19 protein-coding genes and 1 pseudogene are annotated in these 22,374 nt (G+C 49.7%); 4 read left to right on the forward strand and 16 right to left on the reverse strand.

Going from position 1 to position 22,374, the window contains the following annotated elements; translation table 11 throughout:
* Nucleotides 1-3: 3 nt before the first annotated feature.
* Complete coding sequence (locus METMA_RS0100735; protein ID WP_027146924.1) at nucleotides 4-1,944, reverse strand: type VI secretion system Vgr family protein; 1,941 nt, start codon at nucleotides 1,942-1,944, stop codon at nucleotides 4-6.
* A 170-nt stretch (nucleotides 1,945-2,114) separates the two neighbouring features.
* Between METMA_RS0100735 and METMA_RS0100740 the strand changes: the two genes are divergently transcribed.
* Both METMA_RS0100740 and METMA_RS0100745 read left to right on the forward strand, forming a co-directional pair.
* On the forward strand, nucleotides 2,115-3,578 hold the full coding sequence (locus tag METMA_RS0100740) for a type VI secretion system contractile sheath domain-containing protein (RefSeq protein WP_020157136.1): 1,464 nt from the start codon (nucleotides 2,115-2,117) through the stop codon (nucleotides 3,576-3,578).
* 38 nt (nucleotides 3,579-3,616) lie between these two features.
* A complete protein-coding gene (locus METMA_RS0100745; RefSeq protein WP_020157137.1) occupies nucleotides 3,617-5,518 on the forward strand; it encodes a serine/threonine-protein kinase in 1,902 nt (633 codons plus the stop codon).
* 19 nt (nucleotides 5,519-5,537) lie between these two features.
* On the opposite strand, the gene METMA_RS0100750 is transcribed toward METMA_RS0100745, so the two are convergent.
* From METMA_RS0100750 to METMA_RS26800, 10 genes are all read right to left on the reverse strand, one after another.
* Nucleotides 5,538-6,890, reverse strand: coding sequence for a tetratricopeptide repeat protein (locus tag METMA_RS0100750; RefSeq protein ID WP_020157138.1), 1,353 nt, complete (start codon nucleotides 6,888-6,890; stop codon nucleotides 5,538-5,540).
* A 137-nt stretch (nucleotides 6,891-7,027) separates the two neighbouring features.
* Nucleotides 7,028-8,710, reverse strand: a complete 1,683-nt coding sequence (locus METMA_RS0100760; RefSeq protein WP_156830427.1) for a DVUA0089 family protein — start codon at nucleotides 8,708-8,710, stop codon at nucleotides 7,028-7,030.
* 659 nt (nucleotides 8,711-9,369) lie between these two features.
* Nucleotides 9,370-10,320: a hypothetical protein gene (locus METMA_RS0100765; protein WP_020157141.1), complete on the reverse strand. Its 951-nt coding sequence runs from the start codon at nucleotides 10,318-10,320 to the stop codon at nucleotides 9,370-9,372.
* A gap of 246 nt (nucleotides 10,321-10,566) precedes the next feature.
* Nucleotides 10,567-11,169: a DUF1176 domain-containing protein gene (locus METMA_RS0100770; RefSeq protein ID WP_198014444.1), complete on the reverse strand. Its 603-nt coding sequence runs from the start codon at nucleotides 11,167-11,169 to the stop codon at nucleotides 10,567-10,569.
* Nucleotides 11,170-11,193: 24 nt separating this feature from the next.
* Nucleotides 11,194-12,111: a lysozyme family protein gene (locus tag METMA_RS25605; RefSeq protein WP_051114313.1), complete on the reverse strand. Its 918-nt coding sequence runs from the start codon at nucleotides 12,109-12,111 to the stop codon at nucleotides 11,194-11,196.
* Between the two features lie 352 nt (nucleotides 12,112-12,463).
* Nucleotides 12,464-12,766 (reverse strand): hypothetical protein, encoded by a 303-nt coding sequence (locus METMA_RS0100780; RefSeq protein WP_020157144.1) that lies wholly within the window; start codon nucleotides 12,764-12,766, stop codon nucleotides 12,464-12,466.
* Between the two features lie 387 nt (nucleotides 12,767-13,153).
* Entirely contained in the window at nucleotides 13,154-14,380 is a 1,227-nt protein-coding gene (locus METMA_RS25610) for a caspase family protein (protein ID WP_051114314.1), read from the reverse strand.
* A 27-nt stretch (nucleotides 14,381-14,407) separates the two neighbouring features.
* Nucleotides 14,408-14,899 carry a hypothetical protein gene (locus METMA_RS0100790; protein WP_156830429.1) on the reverse strand — a complete coding sequence of 164 codons (492 nt, stop codon included), beginning with the start codon at nucleotides 14,897-14,899 and terminating at the stop codon, nucleotides 14,408-14,410.
* A 77-nt stretch (nucleotides 14,900-14,976) separates the two neighbouring features.
* Nucleotides 14,977-15,354, reverse strand: coding sequence for a hypothetical protein (locus METMA_RS0100795; protein WP_036247058.1), 378 nt, complete (start codon nucleotides 15,352-15,354; stop codon nucleotides 14,977-14,979).
* Between the two features lie 28 nt (nucleotides 15,355-15,382).
* On the reverse strand, nucleotides 15,383-15,745 hold the full coding sequence (locus METMA_RS26800; protein ID WP_156830430.1) for a hypothetical protein: 363 nt from the start codon (nucleotides 15,743-15,745) through the stop codon (nucleotides 15,383-15,385).
* Nucleotides 15,746-16,301: 556 nt separating this feature from the next.
* Here METMA_RS26800 and METMA_RS25615 point away from each other — a divergent pair.
* Nucleotides 16,302-17,753: a serine/threonine-protein kinase gene (locus METMA_RS25615; RefSeq protein WP_020157148.1), complete on the forward strand. Its 1,452-nt coding sequence runs from the start codon at nucleotides 16,302-16,304 to the stop codon at nucleotides 17,751-17,753.
* A 9-nt stretch (nucleotides 17,754-17,762) separates the two neighbouring features.
* Here METMA_RS25615 and METMA_RS0100805 read toward each other — a convergent pair whose 3' ends face one another.
* Entirely contained in the window at nucleotides 17,763-18,335 is a 573-nt protein-coding gene (locus tag METMA_RS0100805) for an OmpA family protein (protein WP_020157149.1), read from the reverse strand.
* Between the two features lie 186 nt (nucleotides 18,336-18,521).
* On the opposite strand from METMA_RS0100805, the gene METMA_RS26805 reads away from it, so the two are divergent.
* Nucleotides 18,522-18,665 (forward strand): hypothetical protein, encoded by a 144-nt coding sequence (locus METMA_RS26805; RefSeq protein WP_156830431.1) that lies wholly within the window; start codon nucleotides 18,522-18,524, stop codon nucleotides 18,663-18,665.
* A 178-nt stretch (nucleotides 18,666-18,843) separates the two neighbouring features.
* Here METMA_RS26805 and METMA_RS28300 read toward each other — a convergent pair.
* The 4 genes and pseudogenes from METMA_RS28300 to METMA_RS0100830 form a co-directional block, all read right to left on the reverse strand.
* Nucleotides 18,844-19,223: pseudogene (locus METMA_RS28300) on the reverse strand (IS982 family transposase); the annotation flags it as partial.
* A 108-nt stretch (nucleotides 19,224-19,331) separates the two neighbouring features.
* Nucleotides 19,332-20,183 carry a hypothetical protein gene (locus METMA_RS0100820; protein WP_020157152.1) on the reverse strand — a complete coding sequence of 284 codons (852 nt, stop codon included), beginning with the start codon at nucleotides 20,181-20,183 and terminating at the stop codon, nucleotides 19,332-19,334.
* Between the two features lie 475 nt (nucleotides 20,184-20,658).
* Nucleotides 20,659-21,138, reverse strand: coding sequence for a hypothetical protein (locus tag METMA_RS0100825; protein WP_232216300.1), 480 nt, complete (start codon nucleotides 21,136-21,138; stop codon nucleotides 20,659-20,661).
* 146 nt (nucleotides 21,139-21,284) lie between these two features.
* A complete protein-coding gene (locus METMA_RS0100830; protein WP_020157154.1) occupies nucleotides 21,285-22,313 on the reverse strand; it encodes a M35 family metallo-endopeptidase in 1,029 nt (342 codons plus the stop codon).
* Nucleotides 22,314-22,374: the final 61 nt, after the last annotated feature.

Raw genomic sequence — 22,374 nt, forward strand, 5'->3', positions numbered from 1 at the left:
ACACTAATTGATCATGGTGATGCCGCCTTTCAGCGTCAGCATGCCGTCGCCGTTGACCGTGGTCATGGGGCTCTTGGCGTCCAGCTTCGCGTCGCCCTGCACCGTCACCATGAGGCCTTTAATGGTAATGCCGGACTGATCGATCTTGATGCTGTTGCCGCCGACTTTTAATTCGATCGAGGTCATCGCTTCGGTCGTGCTCTTGCCGACATCGACCTTGACCGAGTGATCGCCCATTTTGAGCTGCTTCGTATCATTGCCCTGGTCGAGCGTCGTCACGCGATTGCCTGTTTTGACGGTCAGCGTATCGTTGCCTTCATTCAGTGTCACGGTCCTGTCGTTTTGGATTTCGATGGTCTGATCGCCTTTATCCTTTTTGTCCAGGCCGATTTTGCGCGTTTCATTGTTTTCGATGACGCAATTGAAGTCCTTTTCGGCATGCACATAGACTTCCTCGGCATCTTTTTTATCCTCGAACCGGATCTCATTGAAATTGTCGCCGGTGCCTTCCTTGCTGCTGCGGGTCTTGATGCCGCTTTGAGTTTGATTGGCCGGCAACTCATAAGGCGGCATCTGGTCGGCATTGTAAACCCTGCCGGTGATGATAGGCCGGTCCGGGTTGCCTTCCAGAAAACTGACGATGACTTCCTGGCCTATACGCGGCAAGGAAACCCAGCCCCAGTTCTTGCCGGCGGTCGGGAATGACACGCGCACCCAGCAGGAACTGTTTTCATCATTCTTGCCTTCCCGGTCCCAGTGGAACTGCACCTTCACGCGCCCGTATTTATCCGTCCAGATTTCCTCGCCGGCCTTGCCGACGACAATCGCCGTCTGCGGCCCCTGGACGAACGGCACGGACGTGCTCCGCCGCGGCCTGAACTGCTGTTCCGCCCGGATGGCCGTAAAAGCGCAGTCAAACAGCAGTTCCGCCGGCGCGCCATCGCTGCGGTACTGGTTGGACTCGATCAGAAAATCGGTCGATACCAGCACGTGTTTGGCATTCTCCTGGGCGCTGTAGTGGTCTTTCAAGGTGAAAAGCATGCCGGGCGTCAGGCCTCTGGCATTGCCCTTGCCGCGAATCACCTGGTAATTGGTCTGCAATTCATCCAGGCGGATATTGGCATAGCTTTCGCCGTCTCCGGATTCCGTATAGTCGCCGGGGTAATCGTAACGTTCGCCGTCGGCATGGGCATGGGCCTTGCTTTCGGTGAATTTGGCCAACAGGCTGGCTTTCGGCTTCTCGAAATCGAAATCGTTCAGCACGTAGCAGCCTGACTGCACTTCATGGTGGTTATGCCACTCGAAAATATGGTCCCGTGTGCGTTGAACGGCATTTTCAGGAGGGAAATAAGGAATCTCGGCGTAATCGGCGACAGTCTGGTAAGCGCTGACGGCATCGGCGATCACCAGCGTATGCTTGCTTTGCTCGTGCTTGAAGAAATAGTAAATGCCCTCGCTTTCCATCAGGCGGCTGACGAAATTGAAATCGCTTTCCCGGTATTGCACGCAGTAATCGCGGGGCTTGTAATCGCCGCTCAATTCGACCTTAAGATCGCTGAAGCCGTTCAGCTCGAATACTTTCTTGATGATGTCGGGAACAGACAGTTCCTGAAAGATCCGGCAATTGGATGTACGCGTCAGAAACCAGAGCCACGGACGGAGCACGGCGCGATAAAGATAAAACTCGCCCTGCGTGCCGTGATGCCGAAATTGCGTCGCCAAACCGTGGTAATAACGTATGCCCCCGGCCGGCAACTCCACGGCGAGGGTCATGGCCTGGCCGAGAATTTTTTTGGCATCGATCTGTTTTTCCTCACTGAGCAGATCTATTTCGTATTCAAAAAGCCTACCCATTTCTTCATAGCCTTTCATGCGGCTGAAAAGCAAAACATCAGGGCCTAACGGTGAAGTAACGGATCCAAATCGAGTGTCTTGTGTGGCCATATTCCAACGTACTTCCGTATAGAATCAAAAAATGCCATTGATACTATCAAAATGTATCTGACTATTCAAAGCGATTCCGGAACACAAGCTCGACCGGAAACTTGCATACCGGCAAACATCGAACTATCTTAAGCAAATACATTAATTTTTCCCCGCTTCAGGAGCCTTTCATGCCCGGACATTTACAGTTCGATTTTCGTTTCAGTACTGCCGCGGACCCGCAGCCTGCGTCCGATGATTTACCCATGCGCATACTGATGATGGGCAACTTCAGCGGACACCGGCACCTGGATGCCGGAGCGGAAAACCGGAAAATAATGACCGTCGATATCGATAATTTCGATGACGTCCTGTCGAGATTGAAGCCGAGCCTGAGTTTGCAGGAACCTCGGCTGGACCTTGAGTTTCACTGCCTCGACGACTTTCACCCTGATCACCTTTATGCGGCCCTGGACGTTTTTCATCAGCTGCGCCAGTTGCGGCAAAGCCTGCAAAATCCCGCAACCTTTGCACAAGCGGTCGCGCAGCTTCGGCAGACAATCAATTTAAAGGACGCCGCCGACCCATCTGTTGAGGCGCCGCCGGTTGACGGGCAAGAGGCAATGTTCGAGCGCCTGCTCGGGAAAGCGCCCGCGCAACAGGTGCGGCCACAATCCTCGCTGGACCGGCTGCTTGGGGACATGATCGCGCCCCATATCGTCGAGAAAACCGATCCGCGCCAGCCCGAACTGCTGGCCGAAGTCGACCGGGCAACGAGCGAACTGATGAGGACCTTGCTGCACCATCCCGATTTCCAGGCGCTGGAAGCGCTATGGCGATCGGCATACGCACTGGTTTCTCGCCTGGAAACGGGCGAGTCGCTGCAACTGGCGCTGCTGAACCTGTCGCGGAACGAACTGGCGCGGACGGTTCTTGATGCCGGCGACAACCTGGAAGCCTCGGCCATTTACCAATTGCTGGCCGGACAAGGCATAAGTCAGCCCTGGTCGGTATTGGTCGGCGCTTATACTTTTGCCGACACCCAGGCGGATATGCAAGTGCTTGCGGCTCTGGGCGCCATGGCCGCAAGCCTCGGCGCGCCGTTCCTGGCCGCCGCCGACAACAGCCTTCTCGGTTGCGCGTCGCTGTCTCAATCCCTCCACCCCTCCACCTGGGGCGATGTGCCCGCATGGCGAGCGCTGCGCGCAAGTCCTTACGCGCAATGGCTGGGCCTGGCGCTGCCGCGTGTTCTGTTGCGCCTGCCCTACGGCAAGCAAACCGATCCGCTGGACAGCTTTGAATTCGAGGAACTGGCGACGCCGGACGAGCACGAGGCTTTTTTATGGGGAAACCCGGCTTTTGCCTGCGCCAGGCTGCTGGCGGAAAATTTCCAGGATGCCGGCTGGTCGATGTCGCCCGGCCAGCACTTGAATATCGACGATCTGCCCGCCTACAGTTACAAGGAAGACAGCGAAACACTGATGCAGGCCTGCGCCGAATGGTATCTGCCGGAAACCACGGCCGAAGCGATACTCGAGCGCGGCATCATGACGTTGTCGAGTTACCGTAACCGTAATAGCGCCCGCCTGTTGCGCTTCCAATCGGTAGCCGCGCCCCTTTCCGGACTTGCGGGAATCTGGCGCCCGGCGCATTGATCAGCTTTATCAACCTCAACTCATAACCAAGACACACTATGGGCATCAATAGACCCGTTTCGGATACTTTATCAGCTGACGATGATGTCACGATACTGCGCCCGGAAAGTCCGGCCAACGCCAATAAGGCAACGCGACAAAGCAACTTCGGCTATCCCGATCGCTTGACGATTCTGGATATGATTGACCAGGGCGGCGTCGGGCGCGTCAATCTCGCTTATGATGAAATGATCGGCAGGCGTGTCGCGGTCAAGGAACTGCTGGATGAATTCGCCGCGAATAACACGACCAATAAAGAAGTCGCCAACTCGTTCATCCACGAAGCCAAAATCACCGGCAAGCTCGAGCATCCCGGCATCGTGCCGGTTTATGAACTGGGTCGGCGCAATGACGGGCGACCTTATTACGTCATGCGCTACGTTAAGGGCGAAACGCTGGAGCAATCGCTTAAAAAATGCGCACAGGCTGAAGCCCAGACGGCATTCGCGCGGCGCATCAAACTGCTGGACAGCCTGATCAACGTCTGCGACACGATAGCCTATGCCCACGCCAAAGGCGTCATACACAGGGACCTGAAGCCCGGCAATATTATCAGCGGCGGCTTCGGCGAAACGATTATTCTCGACTGGGGGCTGGCCCAGGTCCTTGACGATCACGACAATACCTATTTCTATCGCGAAGTCCTGACGCACCAGCGCCACACGCTCAGCGACAATACCACATCCGAAGTCCTGGGAACGCCGGCCTACATGGCGCCGGAACAGTTCAACGGCCTTGCCGGCAAGGCCAGCGATGTCTATAGCCTCGGCGTTATCCTGTACCGGATACTCGCCGGCGAACTGCCCTATCGCGGCTCGTTGTCGAGCATTCAGAAACAGATCGAGGCACGCAAGGCATCGCCTTCGGCAAAACTGGTCAACCCATCCGCGCCGCCTGAGTTGGCGGCCATTTGTGAAAAAGCCATGCACAAGAATCCCGAGGAGCGGTTCGCCAATGCCGGTGAATTGGCCGCCCAGTTAAAAGCCTTTCGGGATGGCCGCATGGTCAATATTTATGCCTATTCCAAACAGGAGCTGCTGCGCCGCTTCCTGACGCAGAACAAAACCATGGTCATGATGGCCGGCTTACTGTCGCTGGCCGTCATCGGCGGCGCCGGCTTTTCAGTCTATTATGCCAGGCAGATGGAACAGGCTAAAACGCAAGCCGAGGAATCCCTGGTCATGGTGACGGCCTTCGGCGAACAGTCGCAACAGCAGGCGCGGGCGATAGCCCGGGCCATCACGGCCGGAACCGGCCGCCTGTTCTCGGACCTTAACCAAGCCGCGGTCCAGCTCGACGTTTCGAACCAGGAATCGGCCCGGCAATTGCTCGCCCGGTTGCACAGCCAATACCCGAAATTCGAGTCTTTTTCCCTGCGCAACGCCTCCGAAATTTCAACCGCCTTCAACAAAGAGGGCGGCAATCCTGCTCAACAAGATTTAAAACCGGTAGCCGAAATAGAAAACCAGCGATTGATCCTGGTTTATCGCGTGCCTGTACTGCAAGACGGCCAGATTATCAATTACCTTGAGGCCCGCATGTATCCGGAAAAAGTGCTGCCTGAATTTTTCCCGCTCAGCGCCAAATCCGAGACACATCCGCGCGATGTCTGGATTATGCGCAACGACGGGCTGATCGTCTTCGACGAATCGCCCAAATATATCGCCAGCAATTTGTTTATTGACACGACCAGCAATCCATCGCCGTCCTTACAAGCGTTCGGCCGCCTGATGCTGATCGACGACGACAGCATCGGCTATTATTCCTACATCGAAGGCAATACCGAAACCTATAAAATCGCCGCCTGGGATTCCGTTAACTTCGGCTCTGACGAAAGCTGGAAGGTGGTCGTCAACTATACCTATATGCGTAAAGAGGTAACCCCGCGCCCGCTGTTCTGACAGCCCCGGCGAACGGCCGCTAGTTTAAAACCGCCGTCACCAACAGGCCGACTACCGGCTGCCCGGCTTCCTTGCGCAGCACTACCGTTTCCGCCGCGCGCAGGTCGAAGCCCGAAGCGGCCAGGCTGGCTTTGATATAATCATGCGCATGCGCATAACGGCCGTGAGGATTCAACCTGAAGCCGTTGCCGCTCTCCTCGTCGCTTTTTTCCACGGTGAAAACCAGGCTCCCCGCCGCCTTCAGCGCGCCCGCGGCCGCCTTCAGTAAAGGCGCGAGATCGCCGAAATAAACCAGCGTGTCGGCCGATACAATCACATCGAACGCGGCTTTTTCCCGGCCTAAATATGCCACCAGATCGGCTTCGACCAGTGCGTCATAAATTTCGCGCCCTTTGGCTTTACGCAGCATGCCGGAGGACAGGTCGACGCCGACCAGCGTGCCGGCATAAGGCCGCAGCAAAGGTCCGCACAACCCGGTGCCGCAGCCTGCGTCCAGCACCCTGAGATCCTGGCGGGGCTCGGGAAAAAGCGTGGCAACGGCCTGCGTGACCAGTTCGGGCGCCCGATAATCCAGGCGGTTCAGCACGGTGTCGAAGCTGGCGGCAAACTTGTCGAAGATGTCCTGAATATAAGCCTCGGAAGCCCGGTCGGGAACGTCTTCGCCGAGACAGGCGGAAAGATGATGCCTGGCGATCGGATTGCCGGGATCGGCGGCAAGCCAGTTGTGCAAAACCTCTCTGGCTTCCTCGGACTGGCCCGTTTTCAATAGCATTTTCCACAGGCTCTCGTAGGCATATTTGTGATTCGGCCTCAAGACAATGGCTTGTCGGTAAGCCTCGGCCGCTTTCCGGCACTCGTCCTGCTCCTGATAGGTATTGCCGAGATTCTGGAAAACATCGGCATTGTCAGGGCTGAGTTCGGCGGCTTTCAGCAACACGCGCTCCGACTCCTCGTAGGCCTCCAGGTTTCGGAGCACCACGCCCAGATTGTTGCAGGCGCCGGCATGGTCGGGCGCCATGTCGATCACTCGCCGGTAGGTTTCGGCGGCCTGTTGCATGTCGCCTGTTTCCTTGTAGATATTGCCTAGGTTGTTGCAGGCATCCAGGTAAGCCGGATTGATTTGCAATGCCTGCTTGATGTTGGCGATAGCCTTGTCGCTCTGGCCGGTCTGATGCAGCAGCACGCCAAGGAAATGCAGTGCATCGGGATTGTCCGGCTGCTTTTGCACAATCGAGCGATAGATTTTCTCGGCTTCGGCCAATTGCCCTTTCTGATGCAGGCTGATCGCTGACGACAGGACATTGCCCGGATTCCCCCGTTTTTGCCGCTTCTTGTTGTTCTTGGCTGCAAGCCGTCGTTCAGTTCGATTCATAACAGTGTGATTGATATATCTGGCTGATCAGGCCGCCATGACTTGCCAGGCCCTGTCCGGTGCCTTTACTGCAAGCCATAGCCGCCTGTAAAGGCGCCGTCATGTCGGGTATATTCGGGGACAACAGAATCCGCCGTTTAAAACTCCAGCCTGACTCCCGTGGCAAAAGCATGGTTAGTCACATTCTGCCGGTCGATCATCGTGTTATAGGCGACGAAAGCCGCGAGGCCATCGGCAAACTGCCCAGCCACATTAAACCCTAACTGCATGTAATCGCGGTCAGGCGCATCCGAGCGAATGCCGAAGGATGTAGTGCCCTGCACAAACTGAACCTGGCTCAGGCTGGCGTTATAGCTCGATTCATGAACCCATTCGAGATTCAGTTGAGGCGTCACCACCCCCCAGGACGCGCTATGGGTGTACGACGAGCGCGCGCCGACTTTGGTGATAATGGATTCAATGTCCTGCTGGCCATAATTGACGGCAAAATTGACGCCGTTGTTTTCGCGAAAACCATCGACTTCCGTTTTCGTATAATCAAAGCCGACGTAAGGGCTGACAATGAAGTTTTGATGGCGATAATTGTAGCCGGCGCTGATGCCTGAGGCATATTGCATACCGGTTGTAGTGCCTTTGGCGGTACGGCTGAAAAAGCTCATGTGGCGTTCAGACTCATAATCCAGGCCGCCGACGCTGGCAATCGCGTCGATGTAGAAGTCATCAATATTATAATTACCGTATACGGAACCCGTATAGGAAGCCGTGTACAACTCGCCCGCACCATTCAGAAAGCGGGCCTTGTTATGGGTGTTGTTAAACGCCACGCCGACAAAGAAAGAATCCGTCACCGCATAATCGGCGCCGACTGTCACACCTTGCGTATCGAATTTGTAGCCTTGTTCATTGACGGTTTTGTTTTTGTCCCCGAAGCCGCCCTCGATGTTTACAAAAACGCCCAGGCGTTTGAACAGTTCGGGCATGTCATCGGAACTGGCCGCGCCTACGTTCAGTCCGGCGATGTTAAATCCTCCGCCTCCGCCGGTTTTCAAGGTGGTTATGCGGTCCTGAATACTGCTGAAATTCGCGCTGGAAGTGGCAACGGTAGTCGCGCCTATCGCATTGATCTCCTCGGGCGTAATCTGCTCAAGGACTTCCGCCTGCGCCGCGGGGCTCAAGCCGGCGATAGCCGCGCAGTCGGCAATCAGCGAGCGTGTTGACGCCGAACCGCACAAATCGTTGACGGCCTCGGCCGTAGACCCCATATTCGAGGTTAAAGCCTCTATTTGCGAAGAACCTATGACACTGCCGTCGCTGGTACTGCCTCCGGCGAATGAAACCAGCCTGGCGGTGCCGGTACCGGTGCCGGTGCCCGGGATAATCATATTGGAATCGCCGACCATCACCAGCACTTCGCCTGTGGCGTCATTTACCTTTGTGCCCAGGATGGCATCTTCTTGCGAAAAATAATAATCGGAAACCGCTACCGTATAAGTGCCCGGAGACAAGCTCATATTATCAATCAATGAATTGTAATCAGGACTGATGCCAGCCGCGCCGCAATCGATCTGATCACAGCCATCATCATCAGAGGCAATGGAGGAAGTAAAATTGCCCGTACCGCTGAACAGATAAATCTGAGGATCGATCGTCGGTCCGCTGGTCGCGATATCGACGGGCATGGCGCTCGAAAGAGTAAAGGGCAAGTAGCCTATCGACCCTTGTCCTGACTCCGTAATATTGAATACCTGACTTGCTATTTCCTCACCATAAGACAGCGGCGACATCAGCAATGCCGATAGGGTGATTGTTTTCTTTAACATGGTGCTCCAGTTATTATTATTTTTTAAATGAGTGGCCTCCGGAGATAAAAAGGAGGCTTAAATTTATTATTTTTATGGTCTTCAGAAGGAAGATGGGGAATTTTACCGGCTTCAATAGCCGGCGCCAATTTAAAATTGGCGTAGCCTATCTTGAGCGCCCGCAACGCTCAATATCAACAAGGGTATTTTTTGCCTTATCGCATCCGGCGATGCTTAGCCCGGATATTTTATGGAACCACAGACGACCCCAGGGACAGATATTTGCTCCTCGGCAACTGCTCCTGCGTTGCCTACAGGGATGTAGGTACTTAGCGTGAGCAGGAGCGGAAGCTGCGCCTAAAGCGCCTACTGTTGGTGCTCTACTACACGCCATCCATGGCGTTATGCGTTTTCGACATTCGCCACATCCCTGCGGCTTAGCGGGCAGGCTGGGTTGGAGCTTTGCGGAAACCCAGCATAGGGGGCTTCGAAATGCTGGGTTTATCAACCCAGCCTACACCACTTGGGAACGTGAATTTTATATCGCCCGCAACTGACTTGTCTTTCCGTCCCTCTTCGGCGTTGCCTACAGGGATGTAGGTAAAGGGCGTGAGCAGGACTACATGGACAGGAACGGAAATCCTGCCTCAATCGCGGGGTCTCATTCCCGTTCCTTAACATCACACAACGCCATAGACAATCTCAAAGATTTCTTCAATTGAGGCGGTTGATTCATCAATCATATAGGCACTGTTATTGGGATAGAAAGCGTAGATTTTATCGCCCTGATGCTTGTAGCGGAATTGCTCGCCATGCTGGATCATGGGTACGCCTATGCCCTTGTTGACGAATTCCTGTATGGCTTCAAGTTTCGGGCTGTAATAGTTCTTGACGCCATGCACTACGTTTTCCAGGTGCAACTCATTCGGGTTATCCAGATTCAGTAGGGCATACAAGTCATAATCGCCGTGCATATATTGCATGCGCGTGCAATATCGGACGCCCTCCAGCCGGGCATGGCTGTTTCTCCACTTCGGCGTTGCCGTCAGCGCCGTTTCGTCAAAACTGGCCGGCGCCTCCTCTCTGGAAATCATCAGGCATCCATAGTATTCACTGTGGACATCGGTATCCACGGCGAAACAGCCTTTATCGCTGCCGTGCCGCCTGAATACTTTTTTCGCTCTTTCATCGGGGGTTTTATCCTTTAGGAACTCGCTCCAGGCATCCATGGCTTTTGCATACTTGCCGTCCTTGAAGGCTTTTGCGCCCACCAGCGTGGGGTCGACAACCAGTCCGGCGGTTTTGGCATAGATATGGCCATAGGCAAACGGTATATAAGCATCGGAATCGGCGGTTTTCGCCTTGCAGTCTATCGGCTTCGGATACATGTTTCTGTTGCCTATGTATTTCAGCGATTCGGGATTGGTCGCCCTGACCAATATAATATGGTTGAAAGCCAGGGCCGCCGCTTTAAAAACATTGACGTCGCCCCGCCTGATGCCCAATTGATTGTCGCTCCAGTCAAAGGGCTTGATTTTCCCTGACAGCTGGGCGTGCCTGAACGGCTCTCTGTGAATCTGGCTGAGGTGGCTTGCCCGGGCATTGTACTGTTCTAATTTATTATATTTCATTGATTCTCCAAAAATCCTGCTGGCTGATTTCGCCTTATCGGCAACTAAGGAACGCGCATAAAATAACTTCCTCAAGTGTGCGGATGGAATTTCCGGTGTAGATGCGAATGAATTCGCACCTACAATTCCCTGATTTATTCCATGCCCATTACTAAGCGCTCATCTTGAGTTCATGGACTGGCGGTTGCGAAAAACGTCCGCTCACCCGGCTCAATTCTGGCGCCGCTTATCAATCGAAATTTCGGCTTATTTTTCTTCATCGGGATTCTTCAAGGGCCACTCCTGAGTATCTATAGGTTTATCGGCCGGCAGCGCCTCGCAATCGCGCACTCTCAGTTGTTTCAGTACGGCGGCATGTGCTTCAATCCGATATCGCAAAAATTGGCCGCAATCGCCGATACCCCGGTATTTTCTAAACACGTCCAGCGCTTGCTCATCCGCTATCACCGATGGCAAGCCCGTGACCAGCGCGGAATGATATCGCTCCAACCGGCCGGCATCAGGGGCTTCGAACTGCTCGAAGCTCAGTTGGGTTATTGCACCGTCCTTGTCCAGATAAAATAAGTATGAACCCTGGTAAGCCCAGCGCTCGCACTGTACTTCAATAATGCGGGAATCGGCGCCGAAGCCGTGCATGACGACACCGGGGCCGGCCTCATCCGGCGATGCCAATGGGCAATCCGAAACATCCCAGTTTAGTCGGGCGTGCCATTGTGCCCGGGTTAATTGGGTTTCGGCGTTAATACCGGCATTTTCGCTCTGGCGGATAGCGCAGGCCATAACGCCGTAGCAAAGGATTATTGCCAGAAACCGTCTCAAGCGGCACTTGTTTTCTCTTACACCGCTCATGAGTGCCATTTCCATGATGCCTTCTTAAATACTATTGCAAAAACGCAGCAGGAATTCGATATTATCGGCATAACCCTTGATGATCTGCGCCTGGTCCGTTCCATTGATGATTCTGCGTGCATTTCTGTAATCGACGTAGTCGCCTCTGATGTAATCGCCCAGTTTCTTGCCGGTGAATGTTCCGTTGCGCATGCCATACGACATAATCCGGTAGGCCGTATCGGGGTCGAGAGCGTTTTGCGGATACAGGTACAAACTGCCGTTTCCGCTCAAGCCGAGAGCGGCATCCATTTTCCTGTAATTGCTTGCCCATGTCAGCTGCACATACCCGCGCCCGTAATAAGTATTCAGATGCACTCTTCTTCCCGTGCTATCGCTCGGGTCAAGTACCCTGACGGGATGTCCATAATCATAATTGCGCCCCTTGCCGTACTCTTCGATAGGCTGCCAGGTATTGGCGCATTCATGCTTAACCGTTGCCAACATGTAAGCTGCCCAGCGGATATCCGTGACATCCGAATCGGCGTTCAATTGCTTTAAAAGATTTTGCAGGCCCTGTTTTGCCGCAACGCCCAACCTGGGATATGAATACTGTGATTCATACAGCTCGACAAAAGCATCGCTATCGAAAGATGTGAAATGATTGCGGCTAAAACCCGACGGCAGATAACTCTCATGGGTTTTTATGCTCTCCCTTAACATCGCCAGAGTCTTACCATCCGGGTCAATTCGCCCGTCCGGACGACTAAACCTCAGATCCGGGTGATTAGCCTGAAAAGCCTTGATTGCATCGATCAACTCCCCGTTTATCTTGCCAGTAACCGTTAAGGGGGAAACGAGTTCCGTATGCCTGGCATTATTGTTGATAAGATTTTGTATTTTGATTACATCGACTGTTTTGTTGGCGCCGTTCAAACCCACTGATTCCGCTATCGTTACCATATCAACTCCCGAATTTTAGGCGATTGTCATCATCTCATTTCTTATTATTGATTCTTTATCATATTTCATTAAGTTTTAGCTAAACTTAAATTCATACTCAACTGTGTCATCCTGTTCTTTAATATGCAGGTGCCCGACTGATTTGCATCATAACCTTACCCACTTCTGCACGCTAAGAGGCAATTGGCTTTACCCCCTGAACCTCTGCAGTCAAAGGCAGGTACCCAGTCTTATCATCCCGGTATTCGTGTGCAAGGGCTTTTGTGGTATGCAAATTCAGCGGCATTCAGTTATTAATTCATTTTATATCACTAACGATTCGACTCCTGATGTCAGCAGCATGCTGCTCATTCTATTGAGGAATCTTGATTGGCCGCAACGTATTGATTGGACGCTCGAAAACTTGAGTTGAAATTTTATCGATGAGATCAGAAATAAAGCACCGGCTAGTTTCATCTTCAATTTCTAGCGCATCGCGCTTCGGCACCAGGGCCATGCTTTTGAAATAAATACCTATGCACTGAACACCGGATTCGGACGGATCCGATATTTCATATACTTTCAGCATCCGCAGGCGTAGCCCGTTCTTCACGTCAATTAAAGCGCTGTGCAGCAATGTTTCAATATGATTACGCCAATGTTCTGATACGGACATCGTTTAAGCCCATGCGAAGGATGGACATAAACGGTTGAGAGATTTAATCATGGATGGCGAACGATTATTCTACAGAGGTACATACGAGATGCCTAGCAATACAGGCGCTGTGATGATTACTGGTTTGTGATCTTTGATCACCCGGAATTCCGATTTGCTACATTCAGACTACTTGTTACGAATTTACCGTCATTGGCCTAGTATGAACTAAGTAATGGGCATGGAATAAATCAGGGAATTGTAGGTGCGAATTCATTTATGCCCTATGGGTACTTGTGCCCTTCAGGGTCATTCGCACTGTGCGGATACCAACAGTAGGCGCCCTAGGCGAATCCGCGCCTACACCGGAAATTCCTCGCACTTGAGGAAGTCATTTTATGCGCATTCCTAAGGCGAATCCATCGTGAAATAAAACTCTCCCTCAATAGACCCATTTTCCCACGGCACTTGCTGGCCACCCGTTTCTTCCTTAACGGCGGTACGTACCTTGCGTAACATCATGCCGATTTCCAGTCCAGGTTGATCGATTTGTTGCAGCAGGTGTTTGGTATAAGTGCCGTTTCTGCCGCTGCCGTCTAAAGCCACATTGTCAGGATTTGTTGAAAAGATCAGTAAAGTACCATTAGGGGCATTCATGCCGATCAGTCCCCGGTTAACAGCACGGGTACTACTGGGAAATGGATTGTTGCGACAGGCATCCAGAAAAACCAGATTCAAATGACTATTGCCTTCACCCATTTTTTCCACCACATCATTGGCACTGATCGCTTTGCGTTTGACGTCGTCTTCTCGCATCAAATTGGCATCAACGGGCAATAAATAATTCTCACCTTTAACCTGCAAACCGTGCCCGGAATAATAAAATAAGCCAATACCACCGCCTTTCAAACTCTCGCCGAATTGATAAACCGCATCGGCCATCGTTTCAAGATCTGCGTTGGTCTTCAAGATCACCTGGAAATTGAACTTTTTAAGCGCTTGAGCAATATCCTCGGCATCGTTAGTTGGGTTAGCCAGTTGTGCCGTATATTGATAAGCGCTGTTACCAATAACTAAGGCCACCCTGGGCTCATGCTTGTTATTATTCAGGACAATAGTATTGTAACTAGTGGGCTTGACAGCTTCAGGCGATGACGCCTGATTTGAAGAGGGTGCTGATTTCTGTGGCTTGCTTCTATGATCAGTATAAGCAGGTGTCTCCTGGATAGCCACAATCGGCGATATGACCGCTACAGCCATCGGATTTTCATCATCCGTTAGCTTATCTTTATAAATAAAACTAAACGAGATCGGCGATCGCTCATCGTAAGGTGGCTGAGTATGATGTGGCTTGGCTTTATAACCAGGTGCTTCGGCGATGATATCGTGACGCTGCCCATTCACCAGAATTTTGAGCTCCCCCCCAGCACTAATCGGACTACCAATCGCGTTACCATCGACAAAAAAACGGGTGTTGTCTTTGTTGGAAATAAGCGTAACAACCCGATCAGCATCAGCCGATGCCTTCGGATAGTTCAACTTGTCTTGTGCGGAAAACTTGCTGCCTTGCAGTGCCGTAGCGCATCCAGCAAGACAGAACATGTACACTATTATTGCGACGTATTTATTGATCATTCTAGCCATAGCCACAGGTTGATTTTTCTACCGCTTTGATTTGCGGCTGACCCGTTTTTTCACAGGTTTCGGCATCGGTTGTGGCGCTTGGCTTACTGCTGTTTTGCATTCGGCCATCATGAATTGAAATTGATAAACAGGAAAATCATAAGGCGGTTTCAGTTTTTCAATTTTTGCTTCACAACCCGGAGCTTCGGCAGTCACAGAGTGTTCGCCTTTACTATCAATACATACCTTTAACTGTTTAGCACGCCCCATTTCCTTACCATCGACGATAAACAGGGTTTGCTCTTCACTAGAAACCAAACGTAAAACCTCATCCGCTTGTTCCGATACTTTAGGCTCATTAGCGCAAGTTTGTGATAAACCTTCTTCAATATTGGTTTTGGTATCGAAAATACCTGCCTTGGTGTTGTCGACTTGCTTTTCAAACTCTCTCGCAAATTTTGTTCCGCAACCCACACTAAACATTGCAATCATCATCACTGCAACGGTGGTTGTGCATCCAGAATACTTCATTCATTTCTCCAGTGTGCTGAAATAAACAAACGCTCATCGCCTAGAAACATATCAACGAGCGTTATATTTTTGGGTTATTACTGATATTTGGACTTTTCAAGAAGCTCCTGCTCACCTACCTGCATTTTTGCGGCGGAGCCTTCTAGTTTTACAGTTTGGACGTAATAGAAAGGATACATCGTATAAGTAGTGTCCAGACGGTAATTTATAATTGCATCGGCACCGGGTTGTTGCGCTAACGCATCGCTCATCAGTTTCAAAACCTTCTCCTTATTCAATGTAGGCGGAATCAAGAACATCCCTTCTTTGACTGTCGCACTAACATGTCCCATGGGTTGTACGTTAGAATTTGGATAAGCAAAATGTGCCGTAGGCTCAAAAGTCCCATGAGTGGTAGAGCAACCAATCTGAGACAAGGCAAGAGCTACAAGGCTGGTAATTAATTGTAAACGCATGATATTCCTCATTGGATAATTAGTTAGATTATTTCAAGACTTGCGTGCCGGCTTTCATTCGTGCGGCGGTGCCTTCTACTCGATAGGTAACTGTGTATATCGGTAAAACAAGAACTTGAGTGATATCCATAAAATGAAGAGTATTAATCAGCATGTCTGCGCTAGGGCTTTGCTCAATTGCCTTGGTAATGGCTTCATATTCAAGACTGGAAGATTTATCAGGTGGAACAAAAAAGGATGTTTTACTCGCCTGTCCTTGAACATAACCCAATGGATAAACATTACTATTGGGATAATCGAAATGTGATTGAGGCGCCAGTTTCGCTACATAAGTTTGCGTGCAACCTGTAGCTAATAAAGACAGCATAATTAATGAAAGTGATTTTTTCATGGGTTCTCCAAACCTTGGAAAATTAATTATTATTAAGTTTTGTAAAGCGTATTACATACTGCTGGGGGGATTATGGCTGCTTAATATATTTCCAAATAATCGATATTTTAGGCAGACAAGATGAATTTACCGTTATTCCTTTCATTTAGTTATTCCCTGTTTAATGCTGCTACGGTAGAAGTGTTTTGGCGGTATTGATTGGCGAGTAATAGTAGATCAATATGATCTAATAAATCAAGGTCAAGTATATCTAATCAGGCGAAACTGCCATTTGGCAAACAAATATTAACTATTCCTGTTAGTGAGTATTATTAAACGGGTATTTTTGAAAGTATCTTTCATGACTTAGAAACCAGAACGGAATCATCTTTAATGCTATCGAATCAGTCAAAGCTAACTTAGAATATATCCGAATAATTCGAGATATTTTATAAGAGCTGGAGTTCTCCTTTAACAGATGTGTTCTGGACGCAGAGAAAAATCTTAGTTCAAAAAATCAGCTTAAAAACATCAATTATTTGCTGGGATAGATTCTTAATTAGTTTAGGTAGAAACAATGGAAAAATCATGTATTGAGGATAAAACAGTTTTAAAGGGGCGATTTGTGCTACAAGAGGTTATCGGTCAGGGAGGTATGGGGACCGTATATAAAGCATTGGATTTAGTGGCCCGGGAAGCACGTGATAAAGATCCCTACCTCGCTATAAAGCTTCTTAATCCTGAACTGCTTGATGACCCCAGATTTTTCGTGGCGATGCAACGAGAAGCTAAAAAAGCCAAGTCACTTGCCCATCCGAATATTATTACAGTATATGATTTTGATCGTGATGCGGGTAACATTTATTTAAGCATGCAACTTCTCAAAGGACGCCCCCTCAGTTCCTTGATTAAAGAATATCCGTCAGGTATGCCATTTAAAAAAGCTTGGCCAATTATACAGGACATGGCGGCGGCATTGTCTCATGCACATAAAAATGGCATAGTCCACTCCGACTTCAAACCAGGTAATGTTTTTGTAGACGATAAAGGCCAGGCAAAAGTCCTGGACTTTGGTATCGCTTGTCCTTTCAATAGAAAGGGGCAAAGTGATGACGACACCACCGTGTTCCATTCCCGTTCATTAAATGCACTATCGCCCGCTTACGCAAGCTTGGAGATGCTTAATAGCCTGGAACCTGATCCAAGAGATGATATTTATGCCCTTGCCTGTATTACTTATGAACTTCTGTCAGGTAAACACCCTTTTTCGCGATCGAACGCTCAGCAAGCCTTCGATTTAAAAGTGCAACCCACCTCCATAACCACGATAACAAGATCGCAATGGAAAGGATTGTTACATGGCTTGGCGCTGAAACAGGAAAGCCGTTGTGAAACGATCGACCAGTTCATAAAAGAAATTTCTCCGGCAAAAGCCAATAAATCAAGATCAATCTCCGCGTTTTCAGTGATATTTTCTATTGGTCTACTTACGGTTATTTTGTGGCTGTTCTATGGTAAAAACGGCACCGGCTATGATGCAGCAAACACTGATACGCCAAAACAGAATCCCTTGAAAAAAGTGGAGACCAGTTCTATTCAAACTGATATGACAACAGATCAGCATCATCAAGAAAAAATGCTTATGCCCTTTCATGAGTCATTGAAACTGCGATCGTCCGCAGCGAATTACCGTATCGGAGAATCCATGACGTTATTGCTGGAAACGGAAAAACCGATGTATGTAACCATTGTTCATATAAGTACAGATGGGCAAATTTCTACAATTTTCCCTAATGCCTACGAACCGGATAACTGGCTGACTGCCGGAAAGACAGTCAGCCTCCCAAAGGAAAATGCGAGCTATGAACTGACTGTATCAGGCCCACCCGGAATAGACCGCATAGAGGCCTTCGGAAGTGCTGAACCTCTACCTCCAACGGAGAAGATTATTAACTCAAACGGTGAACTAAACCCTCAGCTAAAATCATATATCTCATCAAGAGTTAGTTTAACCATACCGGTTCTATAAATCTTGCTGCTATGGAATCGCTACAACTCGCACGCGTCTGTTTACCTCGCTATACGGGTTATCAGGATCCAGTAAATTGCTCTTTCCGAGTCCTGAAAATTTTATTCTTGATGCGTTCAGCCCATGCCTCTTAACAAAGAAATTGCGAACGGTAAAGGCTCGCTTTAGTGATAAATCCTTGTTGTATTCATCACTACCCTTTGCATCGGTATATCCTTCCACATGAAAGTTCAATCGGCCAAGCTCACCAGATACCAAGGCCTCCGCAACTGGAGTTAATTGCCTGATGGCTTCTTCTGTCAATTGAGCGGAGTTAAATGCAAAACGGACTTCCAGGGAGATTGCCTGGGGAGTTGAAGCCAAGGAAGAAGACAATCCTGCTTGTCCGGTTGGGCGAATACGAATGCCTCTTGTCAGCACTTTATCGCCCCTTTCAGAATGAGGCTTAAAAGCTTGAATAATTTCCTCTTTTGTAGGCGCTCTGGCTCCGACGTTTAAATCTTCCGCCCATAGAACGTTAACTGAGGTCAGGCAACATCCTATGGCCAGAGTAATACCGTTTGTTTTTTTTAAAATACCCATATCTTACTCTTCACAAAACTATGATAAATATTCGTTCAACCGTTCAGTCAAACAGAAAGCTGTGTATATTTTTGAATCCAAAAAGAGTTCTTTACCGGCAGAAAGTATTGTTACGCTCTGTCTACCAACATGCGATTGCCCATAGCCGATAAAGGTATGTCATTGAATAACTTTTGAGGAGAGTCCATGGCTTTAAAAGCTTTTACCGCTTGTCCTGGAGGAACTTCCAATGCCCATACTTTTTCTTTCAAATTCCATTCCTTCGAAATAGCAAGTAATTCCCGCAATAAATTCCTGATTGCCTCTTTCTTATCAGAAGCTGAGAAATAAATTCTCGAAATGCATTTTCCAAACCAATTAAAACGTCAGCATCAAACCACCACACCCCGAATAGACGCTATTCTTTTTTCCAACCACATGTAGAAAAACCTTCGGCCCAAAGCACAGTTCCTCGACGGGAATACCAATAAAACCTGGTCTTATCTCGCCAAGCTTCTCTAAATGTGAATTAAGAGCTGGTTCGTAAAAAATTCCAGAAAAACAAAGCCGCCGCGAGTTTGCCGAAGACGACGTGCACCATCAGTCCATTGTAAGAACGCACTTTACTGGCTCATTCAATGCCTGTCTTTTCTTCAATCCAGGCAAATAAGGCTTCAATTGGTGCCAGACACGAGAAACGGCTGTGGGCTACCATTGATCCTGAGGTTCCAGATAGCGCTACCCTTTTTGTTTTTTAACCGGTGTCAAGACAGTCAGGTTCTTGGCCTGCCTGACGGCTTCGGCATCGGGTTGCCGGCTGCCGATCACATGCACACGCACGCCATAAAAGTACAGCTTCTTGGTGGCACAATAGCCTGAGTCCGCCAACTCTTTCGCAACGCAGGCTTTAGATGTATTGGGGTGAGTGATGTCTTCCTCAATAGTTTAACGGTATCGATGAACTGGCTTCTATTTAGCTCTTAATTCGCATTAAAGTTTTGTCCTTCTCTCCTATGCTCATAAATCATCAGTGCGGCGGGTGCGCACTTGATAATAAACTTTTCCGGAAAGATTTTTGGTTAAGGCTTGCCCTCCCCAGTGCATCACACGCCAATGCGAAGGATTGAACATCACCAGCGGCTGATTGATCAGAAATTGTGCATTCCGGACAGGTCCCCGAAGCTTGAGGCTCCATACCCCGGTCATATGATTAAAACTGGCAAAATTAGCTTTTCTCGCTTCGTAGTCAGCCGTTATATCCACAAGTACATGATACAGACTCTCGATGGCCATGTAGCGATTGATGCGGGCGGGGTCGGCCCGACTGAAGTCATCGAAGCCATCGGATCCCGGGTCTTCTACCCTGATAGACTCTTTCGGGCCTTCAACAATATTCCAGCGCTGCCACGCTACGCCTTGGGCAATCTCATCGACCTGCAAATTCGTCAATTGCTTCTCAACAGACAAATTGTCGAGATGAGACTCCCCTCCTCCACTAAACCGGTTTACCCATTTTTCATAGGTGGCGCCACTGGCATTCTGTGCTGTCGGGCCAATCGCCTCTTTAGTGAGCTTTATGCGTCTCTTTATTAAAGGACTCAAACGCATGCCATAGAGATCCAGAAGCATTTCCACAACATCCCACTCGCAAAAGACAATGGCAACCTTGAAAGAATCTCTAAGCGTTTTCCATGGAATGTTGTGATGCCATGTGAAGTCATACGCGAGGTTACCGTTGGTCGGATTGACCGGGGCGGGAGGCGGGAATAATCCGGCTGCCCGCGCGTCCTGGATTTTCCAATCGGTTCGAGTCCAATGGTTCGGAGAATCCGGTCTATCAAGGCCATCGAGAATTGGGCTGTTCGGCATAACAATACTCCATACAAAATTAGAAAAAAATAAGGTCAAAAAGCATAAACAGTCAGGCCCTGCACCAGCACATCCTCAGGAACGGGAATGAAACAAGACCCGAGATTGAGGCAGGATTTCCGTTCATGCTCCTGGCGTGCTGACAGGTGCCTGGCAGGCTATGTCTCTGTTTGCGCAGTGCCGTAGGACGGAAAGACAAGGGTTGCGAGCGGCATATCATTCACGTTTCTTAACCATGAACATGGAATGCCTCACGTTTTCATCGGGTTTATCCTCCAACCCCATTCAAACTCATGTCCAGCCCCCTCATCCCGCACGCCGAGGCAGGTGCTCGACCGGCTTGTCTTCCGATCCGGCTCGGCAGCAGTCGGGCAAGCGCTGCGATCATACCGACGCTGGGCGAACAGCAAAAAATCACGACCCCGCATCCTGGCAGGCGGCGGGAGCACTGTCCGCCGCGGCTCGCGCCAGCCTGTCACTCCGGTTTTATCGATCGATCGGTGATATCCACAATATACTTTCGGCCAAGCTCATCAACGATTTTCAGCTTTTTGCCGAAAAAAGACTTGCTCATGGATTTAATGAAAATATCCTGTACATCCTCTTCCATCACGGGATCGTATTGGACATCGTAGATTTTTAACAGCCAACGCTCCTGTCCGCTGGCAACGTCAATTGCAGCGATATAGCCGCCATTTTGCTCCAACCCCCGTTCTTTCCCCCAATGGACAACTTCGTAGCGCGTGTCGTCTATTACAACAGGCGCTACTTCCGCGGGTGGAAGTCTATCAGCTTGCATCATAACCTTAACCTCTTCTGAATTATTCAGGCTTGTTTCCACATCGGGTTGCGCGTACGAATATTTCACCTGCCCGTACAGGAAAATAAAAAGCGTTACTGCCACAAACAGAGCGCGTACTAAAAAATGTCGATAAAAAAACAAAAAAATTTCCATGTAAATCACTTAACTGATGTTATGCACGGGTAATTTCATCCTGTGCTGGCGTTAAAAGTAAGTCACTCGCCCTCGGGTGCGTTGAATCGGCCGGATCGCCGGTTGGCGTTAAACCGCTACAGATTCAACTGACTGCGTAACATCAGTTATTTAAGAAAACTGTTTCGGTCGGACTCCGGCATGTAGCCGGCCAGATCCACGGCAAAACAGGCCCAACTATCGGCATTATCGATGGCTTTTGCATAAGGCAATTTCGCTTTGTCCGGTTTTAATCCTTGATGCCTGTACTTATGGTCCTTGGTTTTAATCTCATGATGAGAAAACTCATGGATAATGGTTCGGGCGCAGGTCCAAAGATTTCCACTCCGGTTGGCCAGTTCGGTAAATGCCCCTTCTATATAAATAATCGGAAATCCGCCTCCCTCGCCGCCTGGTATCGCGCCGCCCATAAGCGTGTTTCTGCGGGTACGCCAATCAGGATAATCGGTAAAAACCAGCGTGTTTGAGTTACAGCAGTCGGTTATCTTTTTGAAGCCGTCACTCAATTTCGCGATAGCGCCGTTGAGTTCTGTTTCCCCGCAATCCTGATCCATAAACCAGCGCCGGATAATTTTTTTTGTGTTGTCATTTTTATCCGCGAGCTTTATTTTGCTGTCTTCGCATATCTTCAAGGCCAGGGAAAGCGCTGAACACATATTCTTCATGTCGGTTTCCGAAAACAGTTCCTCTTCCATGCTTAGCTTGGCTATAACCGATTCCTTGCCTCCCGTGATCTCATCAAAAATCCATCCTGCGTGTTGTTTCGGAGGCGAATAAATCCAGACGTCCTGCCCACCCCGTTTTTGAGCTCGATATAAATGCTTGACGAATTTCAAGGCGGCGGCTCTGTCATTCAATCCGGCAAGATCATTCGTGTTGTTGGCCGCCTCATAAACAACGTCACCGCTTTTTTTGCCGCCGATGACAAATCTGATCAAGGCATTGGTTGTCTCGGATTTTATTTTTTTTCTTATCTTATCGGGCGTTTTGAAATGGGCGGAGCTAAACCCGTCCGATCCAAACAAGCCTTTGATTTTCGCGTCCTCTTTTAAAAATTTTTGCCATTCCGGGCCTGTAAACTCCTTCTTTTCAATGACATCTTTCGCTTTTTTATATGCTTCAGTAAAAATTTTCATGTTTTATGCCTGCCGGATTCATTTATGCCGTAAATAGGACGAAGCCTGAAAGCGTCTGGAA

The sequence above is a fragment of the Methylobacter marinus A45 genome, from assembly GCF_000383855.1.
Taxonomy (GTDB): Bacteria; Pseudomonadota; Gammaproteobacteria; order Methylococcales; family Methylomonadaceae; genus Methylobacter; species Methylobacter marinus.

Bases quoted from the DNA above. Each gene is read 5' to 3' on its own strand.
- METMA_RS0100825 (WP_232216300.1), bottom strand. From the start codon at position 21,138: ATGGAAATTTTTTTGTTTTTTTATCGACATTTTTTAGTACGCGCTCTG.
- METMA_RS0100790 (WP_156830429.1), bottom strand. From the start codon at position 14,899: ATGAAGTATTCTGGATGCACAACCACCGTTGCAGTGATGATGATTGCA.
- METMA_RS0100735 (WP_027146924.1), bottom strand. From the start codon at position 1,944: ATGGCCACACAAGACACTCGATTTGGATCCGTTACTTCACCGTTAGGC.
- METMA_RS0100760 (WP_156830427.1), bottom strand. From the start codon at position 8,710: ATGTTAAAGAAAACAATCACCCTATCGGCATTGCTGATGTCGCCGCTG.
- METMA_RS25610 (WP_051114314.1), bottom strand. From the start codon at position 14,380: ATGATCAATAAATACGTCGCAATAATAGTGTACATGTTCTGTCTTGCT.
- METMA_RS0100745 (WP_020157137.1), top strand. From the start codon at position 3,617: ATGGGCATCAATAGACCCGTTTCGGATACTTTATCAGCTGACGATGAT.
- METMA_RS0100830 (WP_020157154.1), bottom strand. From the start codon at position 22,313: ATGAAAATTTTTACTGAAGCATATAAAAAAGCGAAAGATGTCATTGAA.
- METMA_RS25605 (WP_051114313.1), bottom strand. From the start codon at position 12,111: ATGGTAACGATAGCGGAATCAGTGGGTTTGAACGGCGCCAACAAAACA.
- METMA_RS0100805 (WP_020157149.1), bottom strand. From the start codon at position 18,335: ATGGGTATTTTAAAAAAAACAAACGGTATTACTCTGGCCATAGGATGT.
- METMA_RS0100770 (WP_198014444.1), bottom strand. From the start codon at position 11,169: ATGAGCGGTGTAAGAGAAAACAAGTGCCGCTTGAGACGGTTTCTGGCA.
- METMA_RS25615 (WP_020157148.1), top strand. From the start codon at position 16,302: ATGGAAAAATCATGTATTGAGGATAAAACAGTTTTAAAGGGGCGATTT.
- METMA_RS0100820 (WP_020157152.1), bottom strand. From the start codon at position 20,183: ATGCCGAACAGCCCAATTCTCGATGGCCTTGATAGACCGGATTCTCCG.
- METMA_RS0100765 (WP_020157141.1), bottom strand. From the start codon at position 10,320: ATGAAATATAATAAATTAGAACAGTACAATGCCCGGGCAAGCCACCTC.
- METMA_RS0100780 (WP_020157144.1), bottom strand. From the start codon at position 12,766: ATGTCCGTATCAGAACATTGGCGTAATCATATTGAAACATTGCTGCAC.
- METMA_RS26800 (WP_156830430.1), bottom strand. From the start codon at position 15,745: ATGAAAAAATCACTTTCATTAATTATGCTGTCTTTATTAGCTACAGGT.
- METMA_RS0100795 (WP_036247058.1), bottom strand. From the start codon at position 15,354: ATGCGTTTACAATTAATTACCAGCCTTGTAGCTCTTGCCTTGTCTCAG.
- METMA_RS0100740 (WP_020157136.1), top strand. From the start codon at position 2,115: ATGCCCGGACATTTACAGTTCGATTTTCGTTTCAGTACTGCCGCGGAC.
- METMA_RS26805 (WP_156830431.1), top strand. From the start codon at position 18,522: ATGGCTTTAAAAGCTTTTACCGCTTGTCCTGGAGGAACTTCCAATGCC.
- METMA_RS0100750 (WP_020157138.1), bottom strand. From the start codon at position 6,890: ATGAATCGAACTGAACGACGGCTTGCAGCCAAGAACAACAAGAAGCGG.